We start from the raw sequence: 23323 nt of genomic DNA on the forward strand, positions 1-23323 counted from the left end.
AACTTAATTGGATTTCACCGATTGTGCGAGCGCTTTCGCAAATTGTTCGGCGACCGCTTGGCGAGATTCGCTTGGCACTTTGCGCTCGAGCAGGTGAGTGACACAGTTGCCTAGCGCCATCAGGCTTAAGTCAGTAGGAGCTTTGTGCTTTTCGAGTACCGCTAAAATTTCGGCGATTAATGATTCAACTTGTGTGTTTGAGTATTTCGATTGGATTGCCATAATCAAAAAATGTTTCACTTTGGAATGGATTAGCGGCATATAATAGCGGATTTATTCCAGCATCACTATCAGGGCTTATGAGTATTAACATCGAACAAGCAATTATTCACGAGATTTCCCAGGACAGTCAGGGTCAATTACGCTGCCGTTTACGTCCTCAACCTCTGCTGAACGGTCAGGCTGTCGAGATGATGCTCGAAGAGTTGCATCAGACTTATACCAGCAAATCCGGCAAAGGATTCGGTTATTTTGGTATTCACGGTGATGATGGTGAGGCTAATCCGGCGTTTGCCAATGCGCTAAAGGAATACCGTGCAGGGGATTTAGGTTTCGTCGAATTTACCGGTCAAGCCAGTAAGTTGTTGCAGGAAGAGTTGGCCAAATATGATTTTAGCCAAGGCGGATTCCTGTTGATGTCCTGCTACACCAACATGGCGAGTGATTATTTGTTTGTGGCGCTACTCAGTGCAAAATCGTCAATGACGGTACTCGATGATATGGAGCTGTCACAAAATAACCATTTGGATTTAAACAATATCCAATTGGCAGCTCGAATCGATCTCACCGAATGGCAGGCCGATAAAGATTCTCGCAAGTACATCTCCTTTATCCGTGGGCGTGCGGGCCGTAAAGTCGCTGACTTTTTCCTCGACTTTATGGGCTGTGTCGAAGGGGTGAATACCAAGGCGCAAAACAAAACCTTGATGAACGCGGTGGAAGACTTTGTCGCCAGTAGTGACCTGACCAAAGAAGAACGTCAGCAATGTCGTAATAAAGTGTTTGAATATTGCTCCGAGCGGTTCGACGAAGGCGCCGATATTGAGATCAAAGATTTAGCGGATGAGCTTGCCGATCAAGGTATGGAGTCTTTCTATGACTTTGCCCGTGGTGGCAGTTATGAGCTGGATGAAGAATTCCCTGCCGATAAATCGACCTTAAGACAATTGAAGAAGTTTTCGGGTACCGGGGGCGGTGTCACCATTAGCTTCGATGGTGGCCATTTAGGTCAACGGGTGATTTACGATCCGATTTCCGACACAATTTTGATTAAAGGCGTGCCAGCAAACTTAAAAGATCAGCTAGATAGACGTCTTAAGGGCGAATAAGCCGCTTGGGATAATATCGCTTAAGCTTTAAGCGTCAGCTTTTTAAGCACCAAGCATTAAACAAGAAAGGCCGAGGAGTTTATCCTCGGCCTTTGTTTTATGCTAAATGCTTCTTAGATTTAACCCTTATTTTGCTCCTGTCGCAAAAGGTACTGGGCGCGGAGTTTCTTTATTCGATGGCGGTAGGATCGGCAGGGTGATCTGTGGCTGTTCACCTGTCAGTGAATTTAAGAACGCCACCATTTCCTTGGTTTCCTTGTCGGTAAGCTTTTGCCCTAACTGAATATCCGCCATGGTATTTACCGCTTCTTCGAGCGTCCATACACTGCCATCGTGGAAGTAGGGGTAGGTGAGCTCGATATTACGCAGCGTTGGTACTTTAAACACATATTTATCTGCATCTTTACCCGTTACGCCTTTACGACCTTCGGCGGGGTTATTGGTATGGAACGGTTTGATTAAGCCCATCTTCATAAACATAGTGCCACCGACCGCAGGGCCGTTGTGGCAGCTGACACAGCCTTTGTCCTTAAACAGTTGGTAACCCGCTTTGGCTTCGCTGCTTATCGCATCCTTTTTACCTAATAGATATTGATCGAATGGGCTATTTGGCGTGACTAAGGTTTTTTCGAAGGCGGCAATGGCATCGGTTAAGCGGTCAATATCGACTTTTTCATCGCCGTAAACCTTGGCAAAGCGGGCACGGTAAGCGGGCATTGAGGCAATGGTTTCGGTGGCGAGTTCATGGGTAAAGCCCATTTCTTTGGGGTTGGCAATTGGGCCCGCGGCTTGTTCTTTTAAGTCGCTGGCGCGGCCATCCCAGAATTGCGCCAGCATAAAGTCAGCATTTAGCACGGTCGGAGAGTTTATTGGGCCTTCTTGCCAATGGTGACCAATCGATGTGGGCAGGGCATCCACGCCGCCGGTGGAGAGGTTGTGGCAAGAGTTACAGGAAATAAAACCTGATTTAGACAGCCTTGGTTCAAAAAACAGCATTTTACCCAGCTCCACCTTTTCGGGTTCAGTGATTTTTGCTGGGGAAATGACTTCAATCGGTTCGGCGGCGACGGCATAGCTACTCGCTACTATAGCTGTGAGGGTTATCGCGATAGCGGTAAGTTTTGTCATCTGGTTTTCTCCCTTATTAACCTTGTTAACTGTATGGTTTATAGAGCGATAGTAACGACTAAAATGGCTTAGGGATAACGCCTTGTTTCGATTGGGTCTATCGCTGTTGTGGATTAGATTTTTGTGAGCTAATTCGCTGTTTTTACTGGATTAACTCTGTAGGGTTTGCGGTGTTTCGTTTAGGGTTTTGCTTGCTAATCTGTAGTGTCTATTAGTGTGCGGCTGAAACTATCTGTCGGTCACGATATGGCCGATTAAACGGTTTGCGTTATTTCGTGTTTGTTACTCATTGCGATAGCAAACTATGGTGGGCTCAAGTTCGTTTACAAATGTCTTAAGATAAAAAGTATCTAAGAAAGGATTCATTTGTCGCGGGGCGAAGCAGAATTGATTAGAATCCTTATTATTTGGGTAAGCTTGGTGTCTGTCCAAGTGAGCGTGCTCGGCCATCGCTAAGTGGCGCAATCCCTATTAAGGCGGACTGTTTTTCTGCCGAGGAGAGTCAATGCAACTGTTTGTAAAAGATTTAACCGTGATCGATTTTTCTTACCTGTGCCCAAAGCGTGGCATGGTGGGGGAAAGCTGGATTGTCGATGTAGTATTAGAAGGCGGTCTAGACGAGCAAAATATGGTGCTCGATTTTGCCAAGGTCAAACGTGCGATTAAGCACACGATTGATGCGGTGGCCGATCATCGTTTATTGGTGCCGACCGCCTATAGTGGCGTGCGTTGGCAGCAGCAGGGCGATCGGGTGTGGATGGATTTCGATAGCGCGCTCGGTGAGATCCACTTAGCCTGTCCTTCGCAAGCCTTTGCACTCGTTCCATCGGAACAGATTGATATTCCAAGCGTTAACGCCTTTTTACAAAAAGCCTTACGGGAAACTCTGCCCGATAATGTTGAAGGGATTAGCCTCACTTTAAGGCATGAGATCCTGAACGCGCCTTACTATCACTACAGCCATGGTTTGCGTAAACACGATGGTAATTGCCAGCGGATTGCCCATGGTCATCGAAGCCCAGTTCAAGTGTTTGAGAATGGAGTGTCCGCGCCGAAATGGGATGAGTATTGGGCCAAGCGTTGGCATGATATCTACCTCGGTAGCGAAGAGGATTTAGTCTCGGTGAAGACGTTAAACCTATCGCCACAAACGCGGATCAGCGATGACAGCCATTATGGTTTCCATTATCAAGCGCCTCAGGGGGATTTCCAACTGGCGATGCCCAAGGAATGTTGTGATTTGATCCCGCACGATACCACGGTCGAATTGCTGGCAGACTATATGGCAACCACTTTAGCCACGAAAGTGCCTTCAAGCCAGTTTACTGTGATTGCCTACGAAGGTGTGGGTAAAGGCGCCATAGTGACCAAAGGGAATTAACCCTGTCGATTTTTTAACGCCCTAATCTTTAGGGCGTTATTGTTTGAATAAGGATTTTTGAAAATATGCTAAACGCTGTACCTAATGCTCTACCTAAGTTGTTAAAAACGTTGCCGAACATGCTATCGCGCACTTGTAAGGTGGCGTTATTGCCACTTTTGACCCTGTTTAGCTTATCGACTCAAGCACAAGTGAGTTTTGACGGTAAATTTGAACAGGGTGCGTTAATTCGTGGTAAAGCCCCAGCGGGTACGCAGGTAAGTCTTAATGGCGAGGCCGTTAAAGTGACGCCTGATGGTCATTTTGCCTTTGGTTTTGATAGGGACGCAGAGCTTATTCAACAGCTTACCTTAGTGTATCCCGATGGCTTAACTGAAGTTAAACCGTTAAATATCAAGAAGCGAGAGTACAATATTCAGAATGTAAAAGGGATCAGCAATAAGATTATGAAGCCCGATCCCGTGGCGCAGGAGCGGGCAGCAAAGGATACGGCGCAGGTCAAAGCGGCACGCGGGACTTTTAGTGAACAAACCGCGTTTTTACAATCGTTTATTTGGCCATTAACCGGCAGGATCTCCGGTGTTTATGGCAGTCAGCGCATCTATAACGATGTGCCCGGCAACCCACATTTTGGTGTGGATGTGGCGGCTAAAACCGGCACTGTGGTGATCGCGCCCGCCGATGGGGTGATTAGCCTGTCGGTTCCCGATATGTTTTATTCAGGCGGGACTATGGTTATCGACCATGGTTATGGCGTGAGTTCAAGTTTTTTACACTTAAGCAAACTCTATTTGAATGCGGGCGAAACCGTTAAGCAAGGGCAAGCTGTGGCTGAAGTTGGGGCGACAGGACGAGCGAATGGTCCGCATTTAGATTGGCGATTGAATTGGTTCCAAATGCGCCTCGATCCGACAACCATAGTGCCACCGATGGCCACTGTGTTGGCGGCGGAAAAAGCACAGAAAGTGCAAAAAGTCGCGAAGTAACTCCCGCGTCTATTTCTTATTTCCACACAGGGCACCCAATCATTGGCGCCCTGTTTTTGTGTTTGAGCGCTTATTGCAATAAAGGATGATCTGTCGGCAGATGGCGGATGATCCACAGTACCAGTTTGTGTTTCATATTCGGGCCGTCTTCTTTATCTTTTGCTAAAGGTTGGATCAGATTATCGGTCACTAAAAGTCGATAAATACATTCCACTTTATCCTTGGGCGACACACCCTTGTCAAAGTCATCAAAACCGCGTTTTTTGGCGTAGCCGATCCCAATTTCGAGGGCGAGTTTGAGTAGCTGTGCCTCGTGCTTATGTGGCTTCATGTGCTGCATCCTTATGGGTATCACGGCAATGCGCATCGGCGACTCCCGTGGTCGATAACACAAAATCGAGAAAACCTAATGACTAACCAAAGTGTTAATAGTTTGAATCTAGGCTATTTCAACCGTTATTGCTGCTGATTTTTTCGCAAACTGCCTGTTTAATGCAATCCATTATAAGTCATTGGAATTGCTGTCACATTCCTAATGTCAACGGTTTGCGCCTCGATTGATCTTATATCTCCGCCTGTTCGCTGGCGATAACCGCTTTAATGCTGTGCGGGTGGATTTTGATACAGACATCGGCTTGTTTAAAGGCGATGGTGGGGTTAGCTAAGCGTTCTTTATCGCCCTTAGGCGAGCTAAATTTCACTTTTATTGGCGCTTCGGTTAAGGATGCCGAATGCCCTTGGAGTAATGGCACAAGTGAGGGGCTCAAATGAGTCAGTTCTTGGCTTAGACTGTCGCAGTCCTGTGCAGTGGATGGCAATACCAGCTCGATATGCTCCCAGCCTTCTTGATGATAAACGGTATCGCCAGGATAGGGGAGTTCGACACAGTCGATGCTAAAGTTGCCGAGTCTTAAGGGTTTATCCAGTTCAATGATCAGGATTATGCGACCATTAATTTGATTATCCGAGATGATCTGCCCGCGGGCACTTAAGGCTTGCTTGAGTGCATCGGCAGCGGCGATACTGTTCACCCTCAGGGCGACATGATCGCAATGCAATGCTTTATCTGCTAAGCCCAATTGGTCTAGAAACGCCAATATCTTCGCCTCAAATTCAGGCCATGTCTGTTCTAATGCTTCGAAGCTCAATACAGTAGCTTCTGTGTTTGCTGTTGACATCAAAAATCCTTAAAGCAGGTAACACAAATAAAAACGCCCATTTAACTGGGCGTATTCTGTGATGGCTTAGGGCCAAATCTCGATGGGTGTACCTTCATCAACGGCTTTCCACACTTCGTCCATCTCGGCGTTAGTAATGGCGATACAACCATCGGTCCAGTTGTATTGCTGTGCTTGCTCAGGAGGGAGAGGCGAGCGTGGGTTCTGGCCATGGATCATGATCATGCCACCGGGTCTGATCCCTAGCGCCTTGGCTCTTAGCTTATCTTCTTCATTCGGATAAGAAATATGGATGGACTTATAATAGGCGCTATCGGACTTTTTATAGTCCAGAATATAACGGCCCTGTGGTGTACGTTGGTCGCCTTCAGTCAACTTATGGCCTGTCGGCAAGTCACCCATAGCAATGCGATATTGTTTCAGGACTTTGCCATCCCTTAATAAGGCCATATTGGATTCAGACTTAGTGATTACCACTAAATCGACTTTGCCAATACTCGATGAGGCGAGCACTTGGGGAGAAATCAGTGCGGCGAGAGTTATTGCCACAGTAATGGATTTGGAAAGTAGTGGTACGCGCATGTCTTCCTCTAAAATGACGCTGTTAACGCTTTTTTTGCGCATCATACCGCAAATTTTTGCCAATGTGAGTAGATAATTTTGAGCGAGTAGCAATTGCATGGCAGACTTTGGCAATTAGGAGCAGATAACGCTATTTACCGCAAGGATGTTTTCCCCTATGTCAAACCATTCGCTTGAAAAACTGGACACTGAAAGCCCATTTAAACGTAAATTACGCATCATTATTTTTGGTACCGATACACCCGCAGGCCGTTATTTTGATCTTGGTCTGATCATTTGTATTGTACTGAGTGTGGCGTTGGTGTTTCTTGACACAGTTGAAGCGTTTCATCGGGATTATGGACACATTATTCGGGTGTTAGAGTGGATGTTTACGCTGATTTTTACCGTTGAATACGGTTTGAGGCTTTATTGCGCGACCCATCCTGTACTTTATGCCCGCAGTTTTTATGGGTTAGTGGATTTATTATCGGTACTGCCTAGTTATCTCGCGCTCTTTATTCCTGGAGCTAATTTCACCTTAGTGATTCGTGTGCTGCGACTTTTTCGGATTTTTAGGGTGCTTAAATTACTACGCTACTTAAGCGAGGGTAATTTGCTGCTTAAGGCGATGATGCAATCTAGCCGTAAAGTGTTCCTATTTTTCTTTTCGGTGAGTTTAATCATCATGGTATTAAGTGCCGTGATGTATGTCGTTGAGGGGCCTGAGAATGGCTTTAGCTCTATTCCTAAGTCAGTATATTGGACTATTGTGACCATCACGACGGTAGGATACGGAGATATCACGCCGAAAACCGAACTAGGCCAAGCGATTGCCGCATTTACCATGTTGCTGGGTTACTCCATTATTGCGATCCCTACGGGTATTTTAACCGCTGAAATTTCCCAAGAAGCGGGACGGCATAGGGATCTGCGTACTTGTAATCAATGCCATAAAATGGGTCATGATTTAGATGCAACCTACTGTAATCGCTGTGGTTGTGAGCTTGATAAGCTCGAGATACCCCAAGGGAAGGGGGATAAATAGCATAAGGCGTTTATCAGCTCATCCCTTAGAGCACTCAATGTCTCTGAGGGATGAAATGCTTTTATTCACTGGCGATGCTTGTTTAGCATGCCACTTTTTACTTCTTACGGTTTCTCTTGGCGCTGCTCAAGGCTTGAAACAAAACGCAACTGCATCCCTAGGGACGCCATTTGTTTCTGTTCCCGCTGCAAATCCTTCATAAACAGGCTAATTTTACGTTTATGGCTGGGTAGCACTAGCATGAGGCCATCTGGAACCACTTGGATTTTCTCAAGCACTAGGGCTTTGGCAATTCGGCCTAAATGCACTAACACCGCTAAGCGCAGTAGACAGGCGAGACGAATGAGGGTGAGTTTGTGGCTAGGCTCTAATTCGGCCAGTAGCAATTCATTGGGTTTCTTACGGTGGTTGGCGATCAGTCTGGCTAAATCCTGTTGCAGCGCTTCACTAAAACCCGGTAAATCACTGTTACTAATGATATAAGCACCGTGTTTATGTAATGCCTTGGAGTTGATGTGTAACCCAATTTCATGCAGGGTCGCAGCGTAGGAGAGTAAGCGTGCATGGGGTCTTAATCCCCATTCATCAGCGACTTGCTCAAACAGCGCCATGGCGGTGTCACGCACTTTAGCCGCATGGGGCATATCCACATGGTAAAGCTGGGCAATACTGTCAACGGTGCGGTGGCGAATGTCTTGATATTGGCCGATTTTGGCTAATTCGTAGAGCACGCCTTCGCGCAGGGCGCCTGGACTAAACTCCAATTGCTCAATGGGTAAACGTCTAAAAAAGCTGATTAAAATAGCAAGGCCAGCAGGTACTAGCGGCGTGCGTTTATCATCGACATTGGCAAAGTGCACTTGGCTGATGTGTCCGCACTTGATCAGTTTCAGCTTTAATTGTTTGAGGCGGGCGAGGGTGACGATTTCATCACCATGTTCTTCTTGGATTGCTTCGCAAATAGCTTTTACGGTGCCTGAGCTGCCGAGCACTAAGTCCCAATCGCCACTGAAATATTCCTTCGACAGTGAAGCAAATTGTTTGTCGGCAGCGCTTTGCGCCCCGCGAAATGACGCTGGAGTAATTTGGCCATCGATAAAAAAGCGTTCATTAAAACTCACGCAGCCACAGCGTAGGCTCGATAAATGGGTAGGGGTATTTTTTTGCCCGAGCACCACTTCGGTAGAGCCGCCACCGATATCGATAACGATATTACGTTTCCCAAGTACTTGGCTTTGGGCAATGCCGTTATAAATGAGCCGCGCTTCTTCATGGCCAGAAATTACCTCCACTGGGTAGGGCATAATACGCAGCGCTGCCTCAATAAACTGCTCACGGTTTTTAGCCACTCTTAAGGTGTGGGTGGCGACTAAGCGTACCTGTGCTTGATCGAGGTTTGAAAAACGCTGATTAAAGTCCCGTAGGCAATTTAGGCCGCGTTCGATAGCATCAGCACTGAGAATATTTTGCGCATTGAGGCCTGTCGCTAACTGAACTTGCTGTTTTTCTTTGTGTAATATCTGCAAACTGCCGTCTTGCTCTCGGGCGATAACCAAGTGAAAACTGTTTGAGCCCATGTCGATGGCGACAAAGTGTCGCGGCTGTGAATGTGTGGCAACCAATCGGATTATCCTTAGGCAATCGAGACTAAAATAAAGCCAGCGTTAGCTGGCTTTGGCCTGTAATGCGGGATCGAGAGTCAGTGCTTGTGCTTGCTCTGCTTCAAGCTTTGCAGCTTCCCGTTGGGCGTTTAATTCTTGCTGTAACCGCTTTTCATAATTAATCAGATATTGATAAATGGCAATTTGAGAACGCACTTTACGTTTATTACCGCGATTACGATAAGGATTACTCTGTTCCTTATTGATAATGCGAGCCTTAGTATTATCGTTGAATTGTAACGATAAAATATCCATCACCATTTGTTTTAGACGCGGATCATAGATTGGTACGCTCACTTCAACACGGTTATCAATATTGCGGCTCATCCAATCGGCGGAGCAAATAAACAACTTATTTTCACCACCCGCGTGAAATAGCATCACCCGAGAGTGCTCCAAAAAGCGGTCGACAATACTGTAGACTTCGATGTTATCGCTGATCCCCGGAATTTGCGGTATCAGCGAGCAAATTCCGCGGATCAATAATTTGACTTTGACGCCCGCAGCCGATGCTTCATAGAGCTTTTGTACTAGAGACTCATCGAGTAAGTTATTCAATTTTAAAGTAATCGCCGCCTTAATATGGCTTTGGGCGTTAACAATCTCTTTATCAATCAAATGGGTGAGCTTTTGTCGCGCATCATAGGGTGACACAATCAAATGCTGGAAGTTATCACGGCGGTAGGGATGTTCAATTAAGTCGAACACTTGCTCCACTTCGCGGGCGATTTCCTGATTGGCGGTAAAGAGGGACAAATCGGTATAGACCCGTGCCGTGCCTTCGTTAAAGTTGCCTGAGCCGACATGGCAGTAAAGCTTCATTTCGCCTTGCTCTTCACGGCCAATTAAGCACAACTTAGAGTGTACTTTTAAGCTGGTGATCCCATGGTGGACCTTTACGCCGGCTTCGGCGAGTACTCGCGTCCATTCAATGTTGGATTGCTCGTCAAATCTAGCCCGTAGTTCTATTACCGCAGTGACTTGTTTACCATTTTTGACTGCATCGATAAGTGACTGCATCACATGGGATTTTTTCGCTACCCTGTACAGATTGATGCGAATAAACCGTACCGCAGGATCGTAGGCGGCTTGACGTACCATTTCCGTAAAGTGGGAGAACTTATGGTACGGATAATTAAGCATAATATCGCCCATTTTGATCGCATCGAAACTGTTGGCACTGCGGCCAAAGCCCGAGCTATTTAGCGCGGGCAGTTTCTCGTTTTCGAGGTAATCACGGCTGGGGTTGGGGAAGCCAATAAAGTCTTTGAAACTGTGGTAACGCCCGCCTGGGATCAAACATTCAGTAGAGCTGATATTTAAATTTTCCTTCAGCATTTCAAGCATATGTTCGGGCATTTCTTTGTCGTATACCAAACGCACAGGTTCAGCCGTCAGGCGCTTTTTCAGGCCCTTGGTCATTTTTTCTAGCTGAGTTTGTTCTAGCTCATCGGTAATATCAAAATCCGCATCGCGGGTGAGCTTCATCGAATAAACTTCAATCGCATCGTATTCAAAAAACGGTCCAAACAACTCATCCACACAGTGGCGGATAATATTATCCAGCAGGATCAGGTATTTTTTGGCTTTAGATTTCTCAGCAGGTAACTCGATAAAACGCGGGACATTTTTGGTGGGTACCTCTACGAGAGCATATTGTCTGCGCAACTTAGTGTATAAGCATACGCAAAGGTAAGTTGCATCATCGTTGATATGTTTTACGAGGTCGCGATTGTTATTGACGATAAGCGGCGCGATATGACGTTTAAAATGATCGCGAAAATGCTTTTTAAGCCAGTTACTATGGAAGTCGCTTAATTGTTTTTCATTAATTAACAATATATTACGGCGAACTAATTCGCGCATCAGCTCGGCATAGATACTGTCGAAACGCTCCTGCAGTGCCATTACTTTGGATTGAATTTTTGCCATTAAGTGGCGACTATTACTACGCCCTTCCTGCAGGGAAGACAGTAATATAGAGCGCCTGACTGCTGCGACCCGCACCCGGAAAAACTCATCCATATTATTGGAGAATATACCCAAAAAGCGCACGCGCTCAACAATCGGCACATTGGGGTCGCAGGCCTCTTGCAGCACTCGCTCATTAAATGACAACCAAGAGAGTTCTTTATCAATCGACAGTTTATCGGTATTCGGGGACACTGCACAGCTCCTTTAAGCAAGCGTCATGGCGCAGTATACAATAGCATTCATACATCGGAGTGCAATCAGATTTACTGCTACAAATGAAGGGATTTAAAGGCAAATTCCCCTTCGGGCGAAAGTCATTAGTCCATAAAGATACGAACGGAATATGTCAGATTGATGACCATTGTGACAAAAATGTGACTTTAACTTAACGTTGGCTAGTCGTGAGTTTACAAGGTAAAGGGTAGGATATGCACTAGGCTTTCTTTGGGATTGAGGCAAACTGTGTTAACGTGCTCGGCTTTTTATTGTGGTATGACTTAGAGGTAAGCGGATGTTTGTTGGATTTGATTATGGCAGTGCCAACTGTGCCGTTGGGATCATGCAGGGAGATGAAGTATCACTCTTACCAATATCCACCGATTCAACTTATTTACCGTCAACGCTATATGCGATGGACCGAGAGTTAATTGCCGAAGCCGTTTATCGCGCTCTTCCCACAGAATTAAAAGCCGATTATGCCCAAAAGCGCGCCGCGCAATTAAGCCGCGCCCGTATGGTACGTCATGAATTAGATCTCGATGCCGAGACGCCAGCGGTGTTTGTGGGTGAGCAGGCCGTGGCCGCGTATCTTGAAATGCCGGAAGAAGGTTTTTATGTCCGTTCGCCAAAATCCTTTTTAGGTGCAACTGGCCTTAGACCCGAGCAAGTTGCCCTGTTTGAAGACATAGTCACTTTAATGATGCAGCATATTAAAATGCGCGCCGAAGCCGTACTCGCCGAAAAGGGCGTAACATCCGCAGGCGAAGCCAGCATTACCCATGCAGTGATTGGTCGCCCAGTGAACTTTCAGGGCATTGGTGGTGAAGAGAGTAACCGCCAAGCCGAGGCCATTTTAACCTTAGCGGCGAAACGGGCGGGGTTTGTCGATGTGGCATTTCTGTTTGAGCCGCTTGCCGCGGGTATGGACTATGAAGCCAGCCTCAAATCCGATCAAACCGTACTGGTAGTCGACGTCGGTGGCGGTACCACCGACTGTTCTGTAGTAAAAATGGGGCCTAAGCATCAGGCGAATTTCGACCGCAGTGCCGATTGTCTTGGCCACAGCGGCCAGCGTATTGGTGGTAACGATCTGGATATCGCATTGGCGATGAATGCCTTTATGCCGCACTTTGGTTTAGGTTCGCTGATGAGTAATGGTAAACCTATGCCGAGTAATCCCTTTTGGAATGCGGTGGCAGTAAACGATATTAGTGCCCAGCGTGAGTTTGCCACCTTAAGCACTCGCAAGTTGATAGATGAACTGATCAAAGAAGCTGAGCAGCCACATTTATTAAAAAGATTGCTCAAAGTGCAGCAACAACAGTTAAGCTACCAAATTGTACGTTTAGCCGAGCGAGCTAAAATAGCCTTGTCTGAGGCTCAAACAACTGAAAGTTCACTGGAATTTATTGAGGCCAAGCTCAATGTTGAAGTGAGTCGCGATTGTTTTGAAAATGCCATTGAACCGTCATTGACTAAGATAGAAGCCTTAATGCACCAAGCATTGACTCAGGCGGCAAAGAGTCTTGCTGGCAATGGATTAGCACCTGAAGAACTGGCTGTCGAGGCTGGAACCTATGAGTGCCAACCCGATGTGATTTATGTGACGGGCGGTACCGCACGAAGCCCAGCAATTTACGCTAAAATCACTAGCCTTTATCCCGATACGCCTGTGGTGGTTGGGGATCACTTTGGTTCGGTGACGGCTGGTTTAACGCGTTGGGCACAAAAGTGTTTTGCTCAATAGGATGATGAATAAGGATAAACAGATGAAGAAAGTTAATCAGGCTTTAATGTCTTTGCTGGCCGTGACGTTGGCGGGGACACTGCTCACGGGCTGCGGCGATGACGTAGGTAAAGTGAGCCTCGGTTTATTTACCACGAAAGACGTGATTATCGATGCCAAGCAAGACCCGAAAATCCCCGGTGTGACCTGCCATATTAGCCGTATCGAAGCGAATCTTGATTTTGCCGATCCCTCCGATATGGGCATTAGCTGCCGTCAAACGGGGCCGATTTCCGCCGCCGATATCGCCAAAATCGATAAGAGCAAACACGGCGAAGTAGTCTTTACCGAATCCTTAAGCATCTTATTTAAAACTTTAAAAGTGCGCCGAATTTACGATGCGCCCAATCAAACCCTGTTGTATTTGTCTTATTCAACCAAAGAGACTAATGGCAGCCACAAGCATGCCTTATCGACCGTGCCTTTATACGGCTCTCAGGCGTGGGTTGACCCCGCAATAAGTGCGGCGCAGCCAAAATAGTAAAGGTGGATGAAGCCGAAGTAATGCGATAGTGGGGCACAACGAAGGCGGGGCAAAATGAAGGCGGGTAAGCTCCCGCCTTCACGGTTTAGCACATAATCTGTTTAAGCTTTATTTGGCCTTGGCAGCGAGTACAGCATTAAAGCGCTCGAAGCCCGCGCTGAGATCGGCAATTAAATCATCGGGATCTTCTAGGCCAATATGCACACGGATCAATGGTTTGCTTGCATCCCATTGAGTGGCGCTACGGATTTTTTCAATTCCGAAAATCCCTAGGATCAGACTCTCATAACCGCCCCAAGAAAAACCCATTTTAAAATGTTGCATATTTTCAACGAGCGCGGTCACCGCCTCCTGATCCCCTTGCTTTAATACAAAGGAAAACAAACCATTTGATGCGCTAAAGTCGCGTTTAAAGAACGCATGTCCTGGGCAGGTATCAAAGGCGGGGTGACGTAAATGGTCAACCTCGGGGCGAGTTTTCAACCAGTTAGCCACTTTAAGGGCATTTTTTTCATGCTGCGCCATGCGCACGCCTAGGGTGCGTAATCCGCGTGTGGCGAGATACACATCATCTGGGGAAGTGGTTTGTCCCAATAAATAACTGCGCTCACGCAGCTGCGGCCAGTGTTTCTCGTTGGCTGTCGCGGTGCCAATCATCACATCAGAGTGACCGACGATATATTTGGTCGCGGCTTGAATCGACACATCGACACCCATCTCGAAGGGCTTGCTATTGATTGGCGAGGCCCAAGTGTTGTCGAGAATAGTCACTAATCCATATTCATGGGCGATACGGCACAGGGTCGGGACGTCCTGTACTTCCATGGTGATGGAGCCAGGAGACTCTAAAAACAGCACCTTAGTGTTGGGGCGGATAAGCGCGCGAATACCTTCACCAATCAGGGGATCGTAATAGGTAGTCTCAATATTAAAGCCCGCCAGAATATGGCTGCAAAGATCGCGGGTCGGCTCATACACACTGTCGACCATCAGCAGGTGATCGCCCGCCTGTAAAAAGGATAATAAAGCCGCGCTAATCGCTGCCGCACCCGAGGGATACAGCGCCGTACCTGCGCCACCTTCTAGCTCACTGATCGCCGCCTGAAACGCAAAATGGGTTGGGGTGCCGCGGCGGCCGTAAAACATTTCGCCATTGGTTTTGTTTTTGGCGGCGTGACGCATATCTTCCATGGTGTCGAAGACAATAGTCGATGCGCGAAATACGGGCGGATTAATCACACCCTTGGTCCATTTTTTATCTCGGCCGACGCTGACGATTTGGGTGGCTAGCTGATGTTTATCTGTCATAGGGCTTACCTTGGCAAGTCAGTTTTTATGTTGTTATCCATTGTGATGGCCGTCATCTTAGCATCTGCCCATGAAAATGGCAGGAGGCAAACAGATGAGTTTGCCTCAAGTTGTAAGTCTTTGTATTAGCTAAGCTGCAGGGTGACCAGAATATCGACCCCATCGTTCTCACTGCGATTACGGGCCAAAATTTTCCCTTGGTGGAATTCGGTCACAAGCCGCGCAATATATAAACCTAAGCCAAGGTGAGGTTTATCTTGGGCTTGATTGACTCGTACAGAAACCATGGAATCGAAGATCTGCTCCGACATATCGATTGGCAACTGCGGCCCTAAGTTACTGATAAGCAATGTGGCTTGTTTGCCAACTTGGGTGAGAGTCACTTCAATCGCACTGCCTTGATGACAAAACTCGATGGCGTTGGCGATAAGCTTGTCCATCAATTGGGCGATGTATTCGGGCACGCCCTGCATCATCAACGGCTGTTCAGGCACTTTGACGCTAAATTGCTGCTCAGGGTAGGTCATTTGATAGCCTTGCATACAACCGCTCACCACTTGGGATAGCGGGAACTTAGTCACATCTGCCTGAGTTAAGCTCTGCTCGAGGCGCGTTGCCTCACTCATATTGTTCAAAATCATGCTTAAACGGCTTACCCCTTCTTGGGCGCGGTCGACATATTTTTGGGTGTCTTTATCTAAGGTTTGCAGATTTAAGTGTTCTAAAGAGGAGCGCACCACAGCAACAGGAGTACGTAGCTCATGGGATAAGCGTGACGACATATTCTCCAAATAATGAGTGTATTGGCCTAAACGTCCGACAATGCTGGCAAAACTGCGGGATAAGTCGCCAATCTCGTCCCGCGCCTTGGAGGGTTTTAAATGGTTACGCACCCGGCCTTGGCTATCGATGGCATTCTCGGCTTCATCGCGTAGTTTGCGGATACGAGTGGAAATACTTGAGGCGAAGAAAAACAGGGCTAAGGTGCCCATGCTCATAATGGTGAGGATCACGTTAAACAGTTTTTCCAGTGCGCGGTTACGCAGGGTGCGGATCCCGTGGGTGGTTTCTTCGGCCACCACTGCGCCCATCACATTGTTATCAATCCAAATCGGGCTCGCGGCCGCGAGCACCACAGCTTTATTGTCCGGAGTCAGTCGCCAGGTCGAACTTTGTTGTCCCGCAAGGGCTTTTTGAATATGGCTACCATCTAGCTCGGTTGAATCCCGTAGAGAGTCAATAAAATCCTTCGGCGGTTTAGTGAGAATTTTATAGTAGAGCGGGTGCAGATAATCACGCTGAAACCGCTGCCATAGACCATTGCTGTTTTCATCATCAAGGGTGCGAGTCCACACACTGTTACTGTCGCGGATATCGCCGGATTTAGCTAACACGCGGCCATGTTTATCGACTACCCAAATACGCGAGCTGTAGTGGCTCATCCCTTTGATAATACTTTCAATTTCGGGTGAGGGCACCAACACTGTGCCCAGCTTGTCGACGGTATCTAAGGCCGAGGTGCCAACCACTGCGGTCACATCGCGGTATTTGCTGTCATTCACATCGGCAATGGCAAACCCCAGTTTGCTGCCCACCATATCAAGGGGAATACGCAGTTCGATATTGTAGCCCACATCCGTGGTGGCCCATTGCCCTTGAATACGGACTTCGGGTGTCACTGGCACGGTTTGTTTAGGATTGGCGGGTAGCTCGAAGGCACTGATCCAACCGGGCTGGGTCGTAGCCACGATATAACGCTTAAATTTATTGTCGGGAGCAAGGGTCGCAATCGACAGGTGATCGTTTCTATCGACGCTTAAGGCATTTTTACCCCGAAACACCACATTTGGATCGACCACCTGAAAAAAGGCATACAGATAACCATCGTACTGGCCCACCATATGGGTAAAACTCAAGGTGAGCGGCGTGCTGGGATCGGCACGCATGATGAGATTCGCCTCACCGTACTGAATAAATCTGTGCTGATATTCCTGCCATTCATTGAGTTTGCCATCGAGCAGGATCGCGCCCGCTAAGGGGTAAGCATAGAGATCGCGACTCTTTTCAACCTGTTTTAAAAAGCTGGCTTGACCATCGAACAGTTTCGGCCGCTCGTGCAGGGCGGTCGCTAAGGCTTGGGTGGTGCCCTCTAAGGTGCGTTCCTGACCGTGGCGCAGGTATTTTTCCATCTCCCACACATATTGGTACCCCAGCCAAGGTAGGCAGAGTAAAAACAGGCTGAGGCCAATAACTTTAGTGCGAAGACCGAAGGGAAAACGTGTCATAGAATGCTGGCTAATCTGCTATTTGGCATGGTTTAGGCTAGGCTGTCCCAGCGATAGCCCATACCGTAAACGGTATCGATACAATCAAATTCGGGCGCGGCGGCCATAAACTTCTTACGGATGCGCTTCACATGGGAAGTAATAGTGCTGTCATCGACAAAAATCTTCGCCTCTTGCATCAGCTCATGGCGGCTACGGACGTGCCCCGGGTGCTTGGCAAGGGCGTGCACCATCCAAAATTCGGTGACTGTGAGTTCAATCGGGATCTGGTTCCAAGAAACCTGCATCCGATTGGCGTCGATAGTAAGCGGTCCGCGCTCCAGTAAATTTTCCTGCGGCGTTTGGCTGGTGGCTAGCTCAGAGCGGCGAAACAGCGCGGCTAAACGCGCCGTCAAATGGGGGAAGCTCACTTCTTTGCTCAGGTAATCATCGGCGCCTAAACGCAGGCCGCACACAGTATCAAAATCGCTATCCCGCGCAGTTAAGAAGATGATCGGCAAAGTGTTCGACATGGCGCGCAGGGACTGACACAGCATAAAACCGCCGTCAATCTCATTGCCAAGGCCGATATCGATAATGGCTAAATCCGGCAGACGGGTATTAAACGCCAACATAGCCGATGGCCTGTCGGCATAGGTTTGCACACTGTAACCGTGTTGCTGCAACACATCCTTGTAATTTTCGCGAATGGCCGCTTCATCTTCCACAATGGCGATACGTTTCATTAGCCATCTTCCTATTGACTGCTGGGACTAAGTGTCTGGGGATAAGTTTTCGTGACTATACAGGAATTTATTTCTGAGAAAAGCTCCCAAATGCAATTGCCATTTTGTTGCCACAATTGATAGTCGCATTGCCATTTTCCATCCCCGCTTATGCCATGGCGCTTGTGTTTAATAAGCTCATTCCGTTTTACCCGCCGCGCTAATGACTTAGGCGGGTAAGCGCAGCACAAATCAAAAGGAATGAGATGATGAAAAAGACGCTGATTAATATCTTGGTACTGAGTGTACTCGCCGCGCCCATCGCTAGCGTATCGGCAAGGGTTTCCTTGCAAAATCAACCCGTGCTCTCCGAGCCACATACTGAGATGCTTGAGCAAGATGAGGATGATGGCGAAGCGCTTATCGGTCTTGGCGGCGGAGCGTTACTTGGCGCCCTAGTGGGTGGCCCCGTTGGCGCCATTATCGGTGGATTTACCGGCACCTTAATTGGCCAATCGGTCTCCGATACCGACACGGTTAAAACCCAGCAACAGCATATTGCCCTGCAGCGCCAACAACTGGCGAGCTTATCGGCTAAACAACAGGCCAGCGAGCAACGCGCCGTCGAATACGCCTCAACCCAAAAGCAACTGGATGAACTGCTCGCCGAGCAACAACAACTGTTAAGTGAGTTGGCGCTGGGCATGAATGTGCAGTTCCGTACTGGTTCGTCGGAGCTTGAAAGCCATTTTTTGCCCCAATTAGACAATGTCGCCAAGGTGATGAAGCGCTCGAGCGAGTCCAATCTCGAGCTGAAAGGTTATGCCGACCGTCGCGGTGATCTGGCCTACAACCAAGCGCTCTCGGAGCAACGTTTGTTAGAAGTGCGTGGATACTTGATTAAGCAAGGCGTAGCCCCCGAGCGGATCACCACCCAAGCCTTCGGCGCCAGAATGCCACTCAATGATCAACAAGATAGTGAATCCGATGTGTTCGATCGCCGAGTCACTCTAACCATGCAGCCTAACCAAGGGCTGATGGCGAGCCGAGTGACCGAATAATTCAACAATATCAATCGAATTCAATCAAGATCAGGAGCCTTTGTGATGATCACAGGGAAAAGGGTAAAAGAAGTTTGTCAAACACTGGCGATGCTAGTGATCGGCGCCTCCATTTGTTGGGGGCTACCATTTGCGGTGTTAGCCTCACCGAACAGTGTGGGCACCTTATCGGCGCCACAAAATATTGCCGCGACCTTCGATGAACACACGGCGAGCACACTGCCAGCTTTCAGTTTAGACGATGTCACCCAAGGGATGCTGGTGTATCAAACCGCCAGCGGCCGTTTAATGCCGTCCTTACCCGTGGACACGCAAGTGTCGATGCAGGTCTCGGGGCTGACCAATAGGGTGAGCGTAAAGCAGGTTTTCAGTAATCAAACGGGATTTGTCCTCAATGGCCGTTATCTGTTCCCTTTACCCAATGAGGCGGCGGTGGACTCACTGCGTTTGCACATTGGTGAGCGGATCATCGAAGGTCAAATTCACCCAAAACAGCAAGCAAAACAGATTTTCGAGCAGGCCAAAGCCGAAGGGAAACGCGCCAGTCTAGTCAGCCAAGAACGGCCCAATATGTTCACGACCGAAGTCGCTAACCTCGCTCCCGATGAGGAGTTGGTGGTCGAAATCAGCTATCAAGAAACCATTCATTATGAAGATGGTCTCTTTAGCCTACGTTTTCCGCTGGTGGTGGCGCCGCGCTATGTCCCTGGCTTAACGCTAGGCGGAAACAATGGTGAGCGCGTGACCAGCAGCCAAGTCTTCGATGCCGACCGAATTATTGCCCCGATCCGCGATGCCAGTAGTGAGGCCGATCCCGTGCTAAAGGCCGATATTAAGGTCAAGCTCGGTGAAGGTGTGGACAAATCCGCCGTGGTGAGTCCGTATCATCCCATTACGATTGATGAAAAACAGGGCCAACTGACGGCCGCTTTGGCCAATCGCGTGCCCGCCAATCGTGACTTTGTGCTGCAATGGCGTCTTAAGCAGGGCACGAGTCCCGTGGCTTGGGTATTCAACCAAGCGGGCAAAACCCATTCGACGCAGGACGACAATGCGAGTACAGATAGTGGTTCAACTGCCAGTATTAATGACAATAGTAATAGCAACAACACAGATAACTACAGCTTAGTGATGGTCCTGCCGCCCAAAGTCGAGGCCAGTGAACAACTGAACTTGCCCCGTGAGCTTATTTTAGTGATTGATACTTCGGGGTCGATGGCGGGAGATTCCATCATTCAGGCGAAAAATGCCCTGCGTTATGCGCTGCGCGGTTTAAGGCCACAGGACAGTTTTAACATTATCGAATTTAACTCCGATGTGTCTTTACTATCACCAACACCACTGCCCGCGACCGCGACTAATCTTGCCATGGCACGTCAGTTTGTGAATCGTTTGCAGGCCGATGGCGGCACCGAAATGGCGCAGGCTTTAAATGCCGCGCTGCCAAGACAAGCGTTTAACACAGCGTCGATTGAGGATAAGTCGCTAAGACAAGTGATCTTTATGACCGATGGCTCCGTCGGCAATGAGTCGGCGCTATTTGAGTTAATCCGCAATCAAATCGGCGACAACCGTCTTTTCACCGTCGGCATTGGCTCGGCGCCTAACTCGCATTTTATGCAGCGTGCGGCTGAACTTGGGCGCGGTACTTTTACTTACATTGGTGATGTGGATGAAGTGGAGCAAAAGATTAGCCAATTACTGGGCAAAATCCAGTATCCGGTACTCACCGATTTACAGGTGCGCTTTGACGATGGATCTGTGCCTGACTACTGGCCAGCGCCAATCCCCGATCTATACCGTGGTGAGCCGGTATTGATCAGCCTAAAGCGCCACCCACGTGAGCCTCAGGAACTGGTGATCTCCGGTCGTCAGGGACATAAAAACTGGCAACAGTCGTTATCTTTGCAAGCCAATGACGCAAGCCATTCTGCAACTGATGCTACGCAGCCCGCGGCGGGGCTCGATTTACTCTGGGCGCGCAAACAGATTGCGGCCTTAGAGTTGAGTAAAAACGGCGCTAACGATGACAAGGTCAAAGAGCAGGTCACGGCGCTGTCGCTGAATTATCACTTAGTCAGCCCCTATACCAGCTTGGTCGCGGTGGATTTAACGCCCATCACCACGAATGCGATAAGTCGAGATGCGGTGGTGCGCCAGCATTTACCCTTGGGTTGGCAGCCAATCGGGGTTCTACCACAAACATCGACCTCGAGCCGTTTCGACATGCTCTTAGGGGGCGGCGTGTTACTGCTTGCCTTGATGTTGGCGCTGTCGATTCGTCGCCAGCAGCGGCAGCAACGCGCGCTGTCATTAGCGCTACACACTTGAGTCATGTCCATGAGTATGCGCGTGACTCAACAGATACAAATAGGGTTGCTGGTTGGATTGGTATTAATCGGCATCACGTTGTTTGGAAAAGGATTCTATATGCAAGCGAAAGCACACTTTGCCCAATATTTGATTGAACAAGCTTGGGCTAAAACCTTAATCGATGGTCAGTCCCATAAACCTTGGTCCTGGGCCGATACCTATCCCGTGGCTAAGCTTTCCATCGAGCAGGCTAAAAGACCGAATCACTTCGATGGTCCGGCATCCAACGACAGCTTATATGTGCTGGCGGGCGCATCTGGCCGTAATTTGGCCTTCGGGCCTGCTTTAGTACTATCGAGTGCGCCCGCTGGCGCGCAAGGCAACACTGTGATTGCCGGGCACAGGGATACGCATTTTGCGATGTTAAATGGCATTAGTGTTGGACGCCGTCTGGCGCTACAAACCGCGACGGGCAAGGAAATTGTTTATCAAGTGGTGGCGACTGAGGTGGTGCACGAATCGCAAACTGAGTTAATGGCGGCAACTGACGATAATCGTTTAACGCTCATCACTTGTTATCCCTTCGATGCGCTGCAAGGCGGGGCTGAATTGCGGTTTGTAGTGCAAGCAGTGCCGATTACCTCACCGACGAATGCTCCGCAACTATTTGATCAAAGTAAAGATATGGTCCAAATACCGCAAAAGGTAGCTTAATAATCGCTAAAGCAGGCTGAGTAGTCACTCGGGCTGCTTATTGTTTGATGAGTTATCGTTACCATAGAATGAACGTGGCATTAGCTGTTGATCGGCATGACTCGATTACGGCCTAGACGTTTGGCTTCGTAAAGCAATTTATCTGTTTTTTCAATCAGCTGTTCAACAGATTGCTTTTCTTGCCATTGGGCAACGCCAAATGATGCAGTAATATTATCGACTCGCTGGTCTTTGCGCCTATCTTTAAGGCTTAGTTTTTCAAGCCCGCGGCGCATCGCTTCGGCCAGTTGTCGCGAAATTCTCAACTGGCTCTTGGGTACTAAAATGGCAAATTCTTCACCGCCAAAGCGGTACAACTTACAGCCATCTCGACAGGCTTCCTGTAAGCGTTTCGCGACCGCTTTTAATACTTGATCGCCTAACTGGTGGCCATAGTTGTCATTGAACGCTTTAAAATGATCGATATCAACTAAGATTAGGCAGGTTCCTTCCCCTGCTTGCGCTAGCATTCCGGCGATATCAGCATCAAAGGCGCGGCGGTTTAAACAGCCTGTCAGCGCGTCATAAAGCATATCTTTTTCTGTTTTCTCAAGCTTTTGCTTCAGTGCATCAATCTCTGTCTGAGCTTTTTGCAATTGAGCGGTAAAAAACTCGGTGCTCGAGCGAATATTGTCGGATTCTTTGACCAAATTACGTACTAAGTCGAGCACTTGATCAACACTGAGCGTACCTTCTTCGATACCATTCAGTTTGGCAAAGTTATTATGGATACAGGTTTGAAACTCAGTCGCATCCAGATTGGTATCCTTAATCGACTGCGATAACTCAGTGGCCATGGCCTCAAGGTTTAGCCGCATATCTCGCACATTCAGTTCTATGGGATCTGCCACATATTGACGATATAACAACTCACTACTCACGGGAGGGCAGGTATTGTAATGGGCGATAACCGTATCGAGCTGTGCATTTAATGCCGGATTTTGTTCACCTACGTAGGTATACCAAAGAGCGTAATTAATGGGAGTCGTGGGGATTTGATGCTTGAGCATTAAGGGAACCGCTTTTTTAAGATTTAAGGCTGCGGTTTGTAATAAATCTCGTGACATGGATTAATCCCAATAAATATAAATCGATAAACTATGTGCACCACATAGGGGTAAGTATTTTGCTCGTCAAATCCCGTTACAACTCAAGCCAAAAGCGG

At 48.2% G+C, this 23323-nt stretch carries 20 protein-coding genes; 9 read left to right on the forward strand and 11 right to left on the reverse strand.

Annotation, left to right across the window (positions count from 1 at the left end; genetic code table 11):
* Positions 1 to 3: 3 nt before the first annotated feature.
* Positions 4 to 222, reverse strand: a complete 219-nt coding sequence (locus M0413_RS09680) for a YejL family protein (RefSeq protein WP_109285825.1) — start codon at positions 220 to 222, stop codon at positions 4 to 6.
* Between the two features lie 77 nt (positions 223 to 299).
* Between M0413_RS09680 and yejK the strand changes: the two genes are divergently transcribed.
* Positions 300 to 1328, forward strand: coding sequence for a nucleoid-associated protein YejK (gene yejK, locus M0413_RS09685; RefSeq protein ID WP_037418093.1), 1029 nt, complete (start codon positions 300 to 302; stop codon positions 1326 to 1328).
* Between the two features lie 126 nt (positions 1329 to 1454).
* Here the strand turns inward: yejK and ccpA are convergent, their stop codons facing one another.
* Positions 1455 to 2456 (reverse strand): diheme cytochrome c5 peroxidase CcpA, encoded by a 1002-nt coding sequence (gene ccpA, locus M0413_RS09690; RefSeq protein WP_249553965.1) that lies wholly within the window; start codon positions 2454 to 2456, stop codon positions 1455 to 1457.
* A gap of 505 nt (positions 2457 to 2961) precedes the next feature.
* Here ccpA and M0413_RS09695 point away from each other — a divergent pair.
* A complete protein-coding gene (locus M0413_RS09695; protein ID WP_249553967.1) occupies positions 2962 to 3837 on the forward strand; it encodes a 6-pyruvoyl trahydropterin synthase family protein in 876 nt (291 codons plus the stop codon).
* Positions 3838 to 3902: 65 nt separating this feature from the next.
* Positions 3903 to 4823 (forward strand): M23 family metallopeptidase, encoded by a 921-nt coding sequence (locus M0413_RS09700; protein ID WP_249553969.1) that lies wholly within the window; start codon positions 3903 to 3905, stop codon positions 4821 to 4823.
* 70 nt (positions 4824 to 4893) lie between these two features.
* Here M0413_RS09700 and M0413_RS09705 read toward each other — a convergent pair whose 3' ends face one another.
* The 3 genes from M0413_RS09705 to M0413_RS09715 form a co-directional block, all read right to left on the reverse strand.
* The gene (locus M0413_RS09705) at positions 4894 to 5154 is read right to left on the reverse strand and encodes a DUF5062 family protein (protein ID WP_011626406.1); all 261 of its coding nucleotides are present in this window, start codon (positions 5152 to 5154) and stop codon (positions 4894 to 4896) included.
* 232 nt (positions 5155 to 5386) lie between these two features.
* The gene (locus tag M0413_RS09710; protein WP_249553970.1) at positions 5387 to 6001 is read right to left on the reverse strand and encodes a VOC family protein; all 615 of its coding nucleotides are present in this window, start codon (positions 5999 to 6001) and stop codon (positions 5387 to 5389) included.
* A 66-nt stretch (positions 6002 to 6067) separates the two neighbouring features.
* On the reverse strand, positions 6068 to 6583 hold the full coding sequence (locus M0413_RS09715) for a L,D-transpeptidase family protein (RefSeq protein ID WP_080612373.1): 516 nt from the start codon (positions 6581 to 6583) through the stop codon (positions 6068 to 6070).
* A gap of 157 nt (positions 6584 to 6740) precedes the next feature.
* Between M0413_RS09715 and M0413_RS09720 the strand changes: the two genes are divergently transcribed.
* The gene (locus M0413_RS09720; protein ID WP_249553972.1) at positions 6741 to 7610 is read left to right on the forward strand and encodes an ion transporter; all 870 of its coding nucleotides are present in this window, start codon (positions 6741 to 6743) and stop codon (positions 7608 to 7610) included.
* A 104-nt stretch (positions 7611 to 7714) separates the two neighbouring features.
* Here the strand turns inward: M0413_RS09720 and ppx are convergent, their stop codons facing one another.
* Together ppx and ppk1 are read right to left on the reverse strand one after the other, a co-directional pair.
* Positions 7715 to 9232, reverse strand: a complete 1518-nt coding sequence (ppx, locus tag M0413_RS09725; protein WP_240292043.1) for an exopolyphosphatase — start codon at positions 9230 to 9232, stop codon at positions 7715 to 7717.
* Between the two features lie 42 nt (positions 9233 to 9274).
* On the reverse strand, positions 9275 to 11437 hold the full coding sequence (gene ppk1 / locus M0413_RS09730) for a polyphosphate kinase 1 (RefSeq protein ID WP_037418115.1): 2163 nt from the start codon (positions 11435 to 11437) through the stop codon (positions 9275 to 9277).
* Positions 11438 to 11756: 319 nt separating this feature from the next.
* On the opposite strand from ppk1, the gene yegD reads away from it, so the two are divergent.
* On the forward strand, positions 11757 to 13211 hold the full coding sequence (yegD, locus tag M0413_RS09735) for a molecular chaperone (RefSeq protein ID WP_172589238.1): 1455 nt from the start codon (positions 11757 to 11759) through the stop codon (positions 13209 to 13211).
* Between the two features lie 22 nt (positions 13212 to 13233).
* Positions 13234 to 13731 (forward strand): CreA family protein, encoded by a 498-nt coding sequence (locus M0413_RS09740; RefSeq protein ID WP_086024101.1) that lies wholly within the window; start codon positions 13234 to 13236, stop codon positions 13729 to 13731.
* Positions 13732 to 13842: 111 nt separating this feature from the next.
* Here M0413_RS09740 and M0413_RS09745 read toward each other — a convergent pair whose 3' ends face one another.
* The 3 genes from M0413_RS09745 to pdsR form a co-directional block, all read right to left on the reverse strand.
* On the reverse strand, positions 13843 to 15042 hold the full coding sequence (locus tag M0413_RS09745) for a cystathionine beta-lyase (RefSeq protein ID WP_172589237.1): 1200 nt from the start codon (positions 15040 to 15042) through the stop codon (positions 13843 to 13845).
* A 125-nt stretch (positions 15043 to 15167) separates the two neighbouring features.
* On the reverse strand, positions 15168 to 17327 hold the full coding sequence (pdsS, locus tag M0413_RS09750; protein WP_249553974.1) for a proteobacterial dedicated sortase system histidine kinase: 2160 nt from the start codon (positions 17325 to 17327) through the stop codon (positions 15168 to 15170).
* 32 nt (positions 17328 to 17359) lie between these two features.
* Entirely contained in the window at positions 17360 to 18052 is a 693-nt protein-coding gene (gene pdsR / locus M0413_RS09755; RefSeq protein ID WP_011622965.1) for a proteobacterial dedicated sortase system response regulator, read from the reverse strand.
* Between the two features lie 245 nt (positions 18053 to 18297).
* On the opposite strand from pdsR, the gene pdsO reads away from it, so the two are divergent.
* The 3 genes from pdsO to M0413_RS09770 are packed head-to-tail and all read left to right on the forward strand — an operon-like array spanning position 18298 to position 22119.
* A complete protein-coding gene (gene pdsO, locus M0413_RS09760) occupies positions 18298 to 19092 on the forward strand; it encodes a sortase-associated OmpA-like protein PdsO (RefSeq protein WP_249553976.1) in 795 nt (264 codons plus the stop codon).
* 45 nt (positions 19093 to 19137) lie between these two features.
* Positions 19138 to 21423: a marine proteobacterial sortase target protein gene (locus tag M0413_RS09765; RefSeq protein ID WP_249553978.1), complete on the forward strand. Its 2286-nt coding sequence runs from the start codon at positions 19138 to 19140 to the stop codon at positions 21421 to 21423.
* Between the two features lie 9 nt (positions 21424 to 21432).
* Complete coding sequence (locus M0413_RS09770; RefSeq protein ID WP_226770087.1) at positions 21433 to 22119, forward strand: class GN sortase; 687 nt, start codon at positions 21433 to 21435, stop codon at positions 22117 to 22119.
* Between the two features lie 80 nt (positions 22120 to 22199).
* On the opposite strand, the gene M0413_RS09775 is transcribed toward M0413_RS09770, so the two are convergent.
* Complete coding sequence (locus tag M0413_RS09775) at positions 22200 to 23225, reverse strand: GGDEF domain-containing protein (RefSeq protein ID WP_241407068.1); 1026 nt, start codon at positions 23223 to 23225, stop codon at positions 22200 to 22202.
* Between the last annotated feature and the right edge of the window lie 98 nt (positions 23226 to 23323).

The sequence above is a fragment of the Shewanella sp. 8A genome (assembly GCF_023475945.1).
GTDB classification, from domain to species: domain Bacteria; phylum Pseudomonadota; class Gammaproteobacteria; order Enterobacterales; family Shewanellaceae; genus Shewanella; species Shewanella xiamenensis.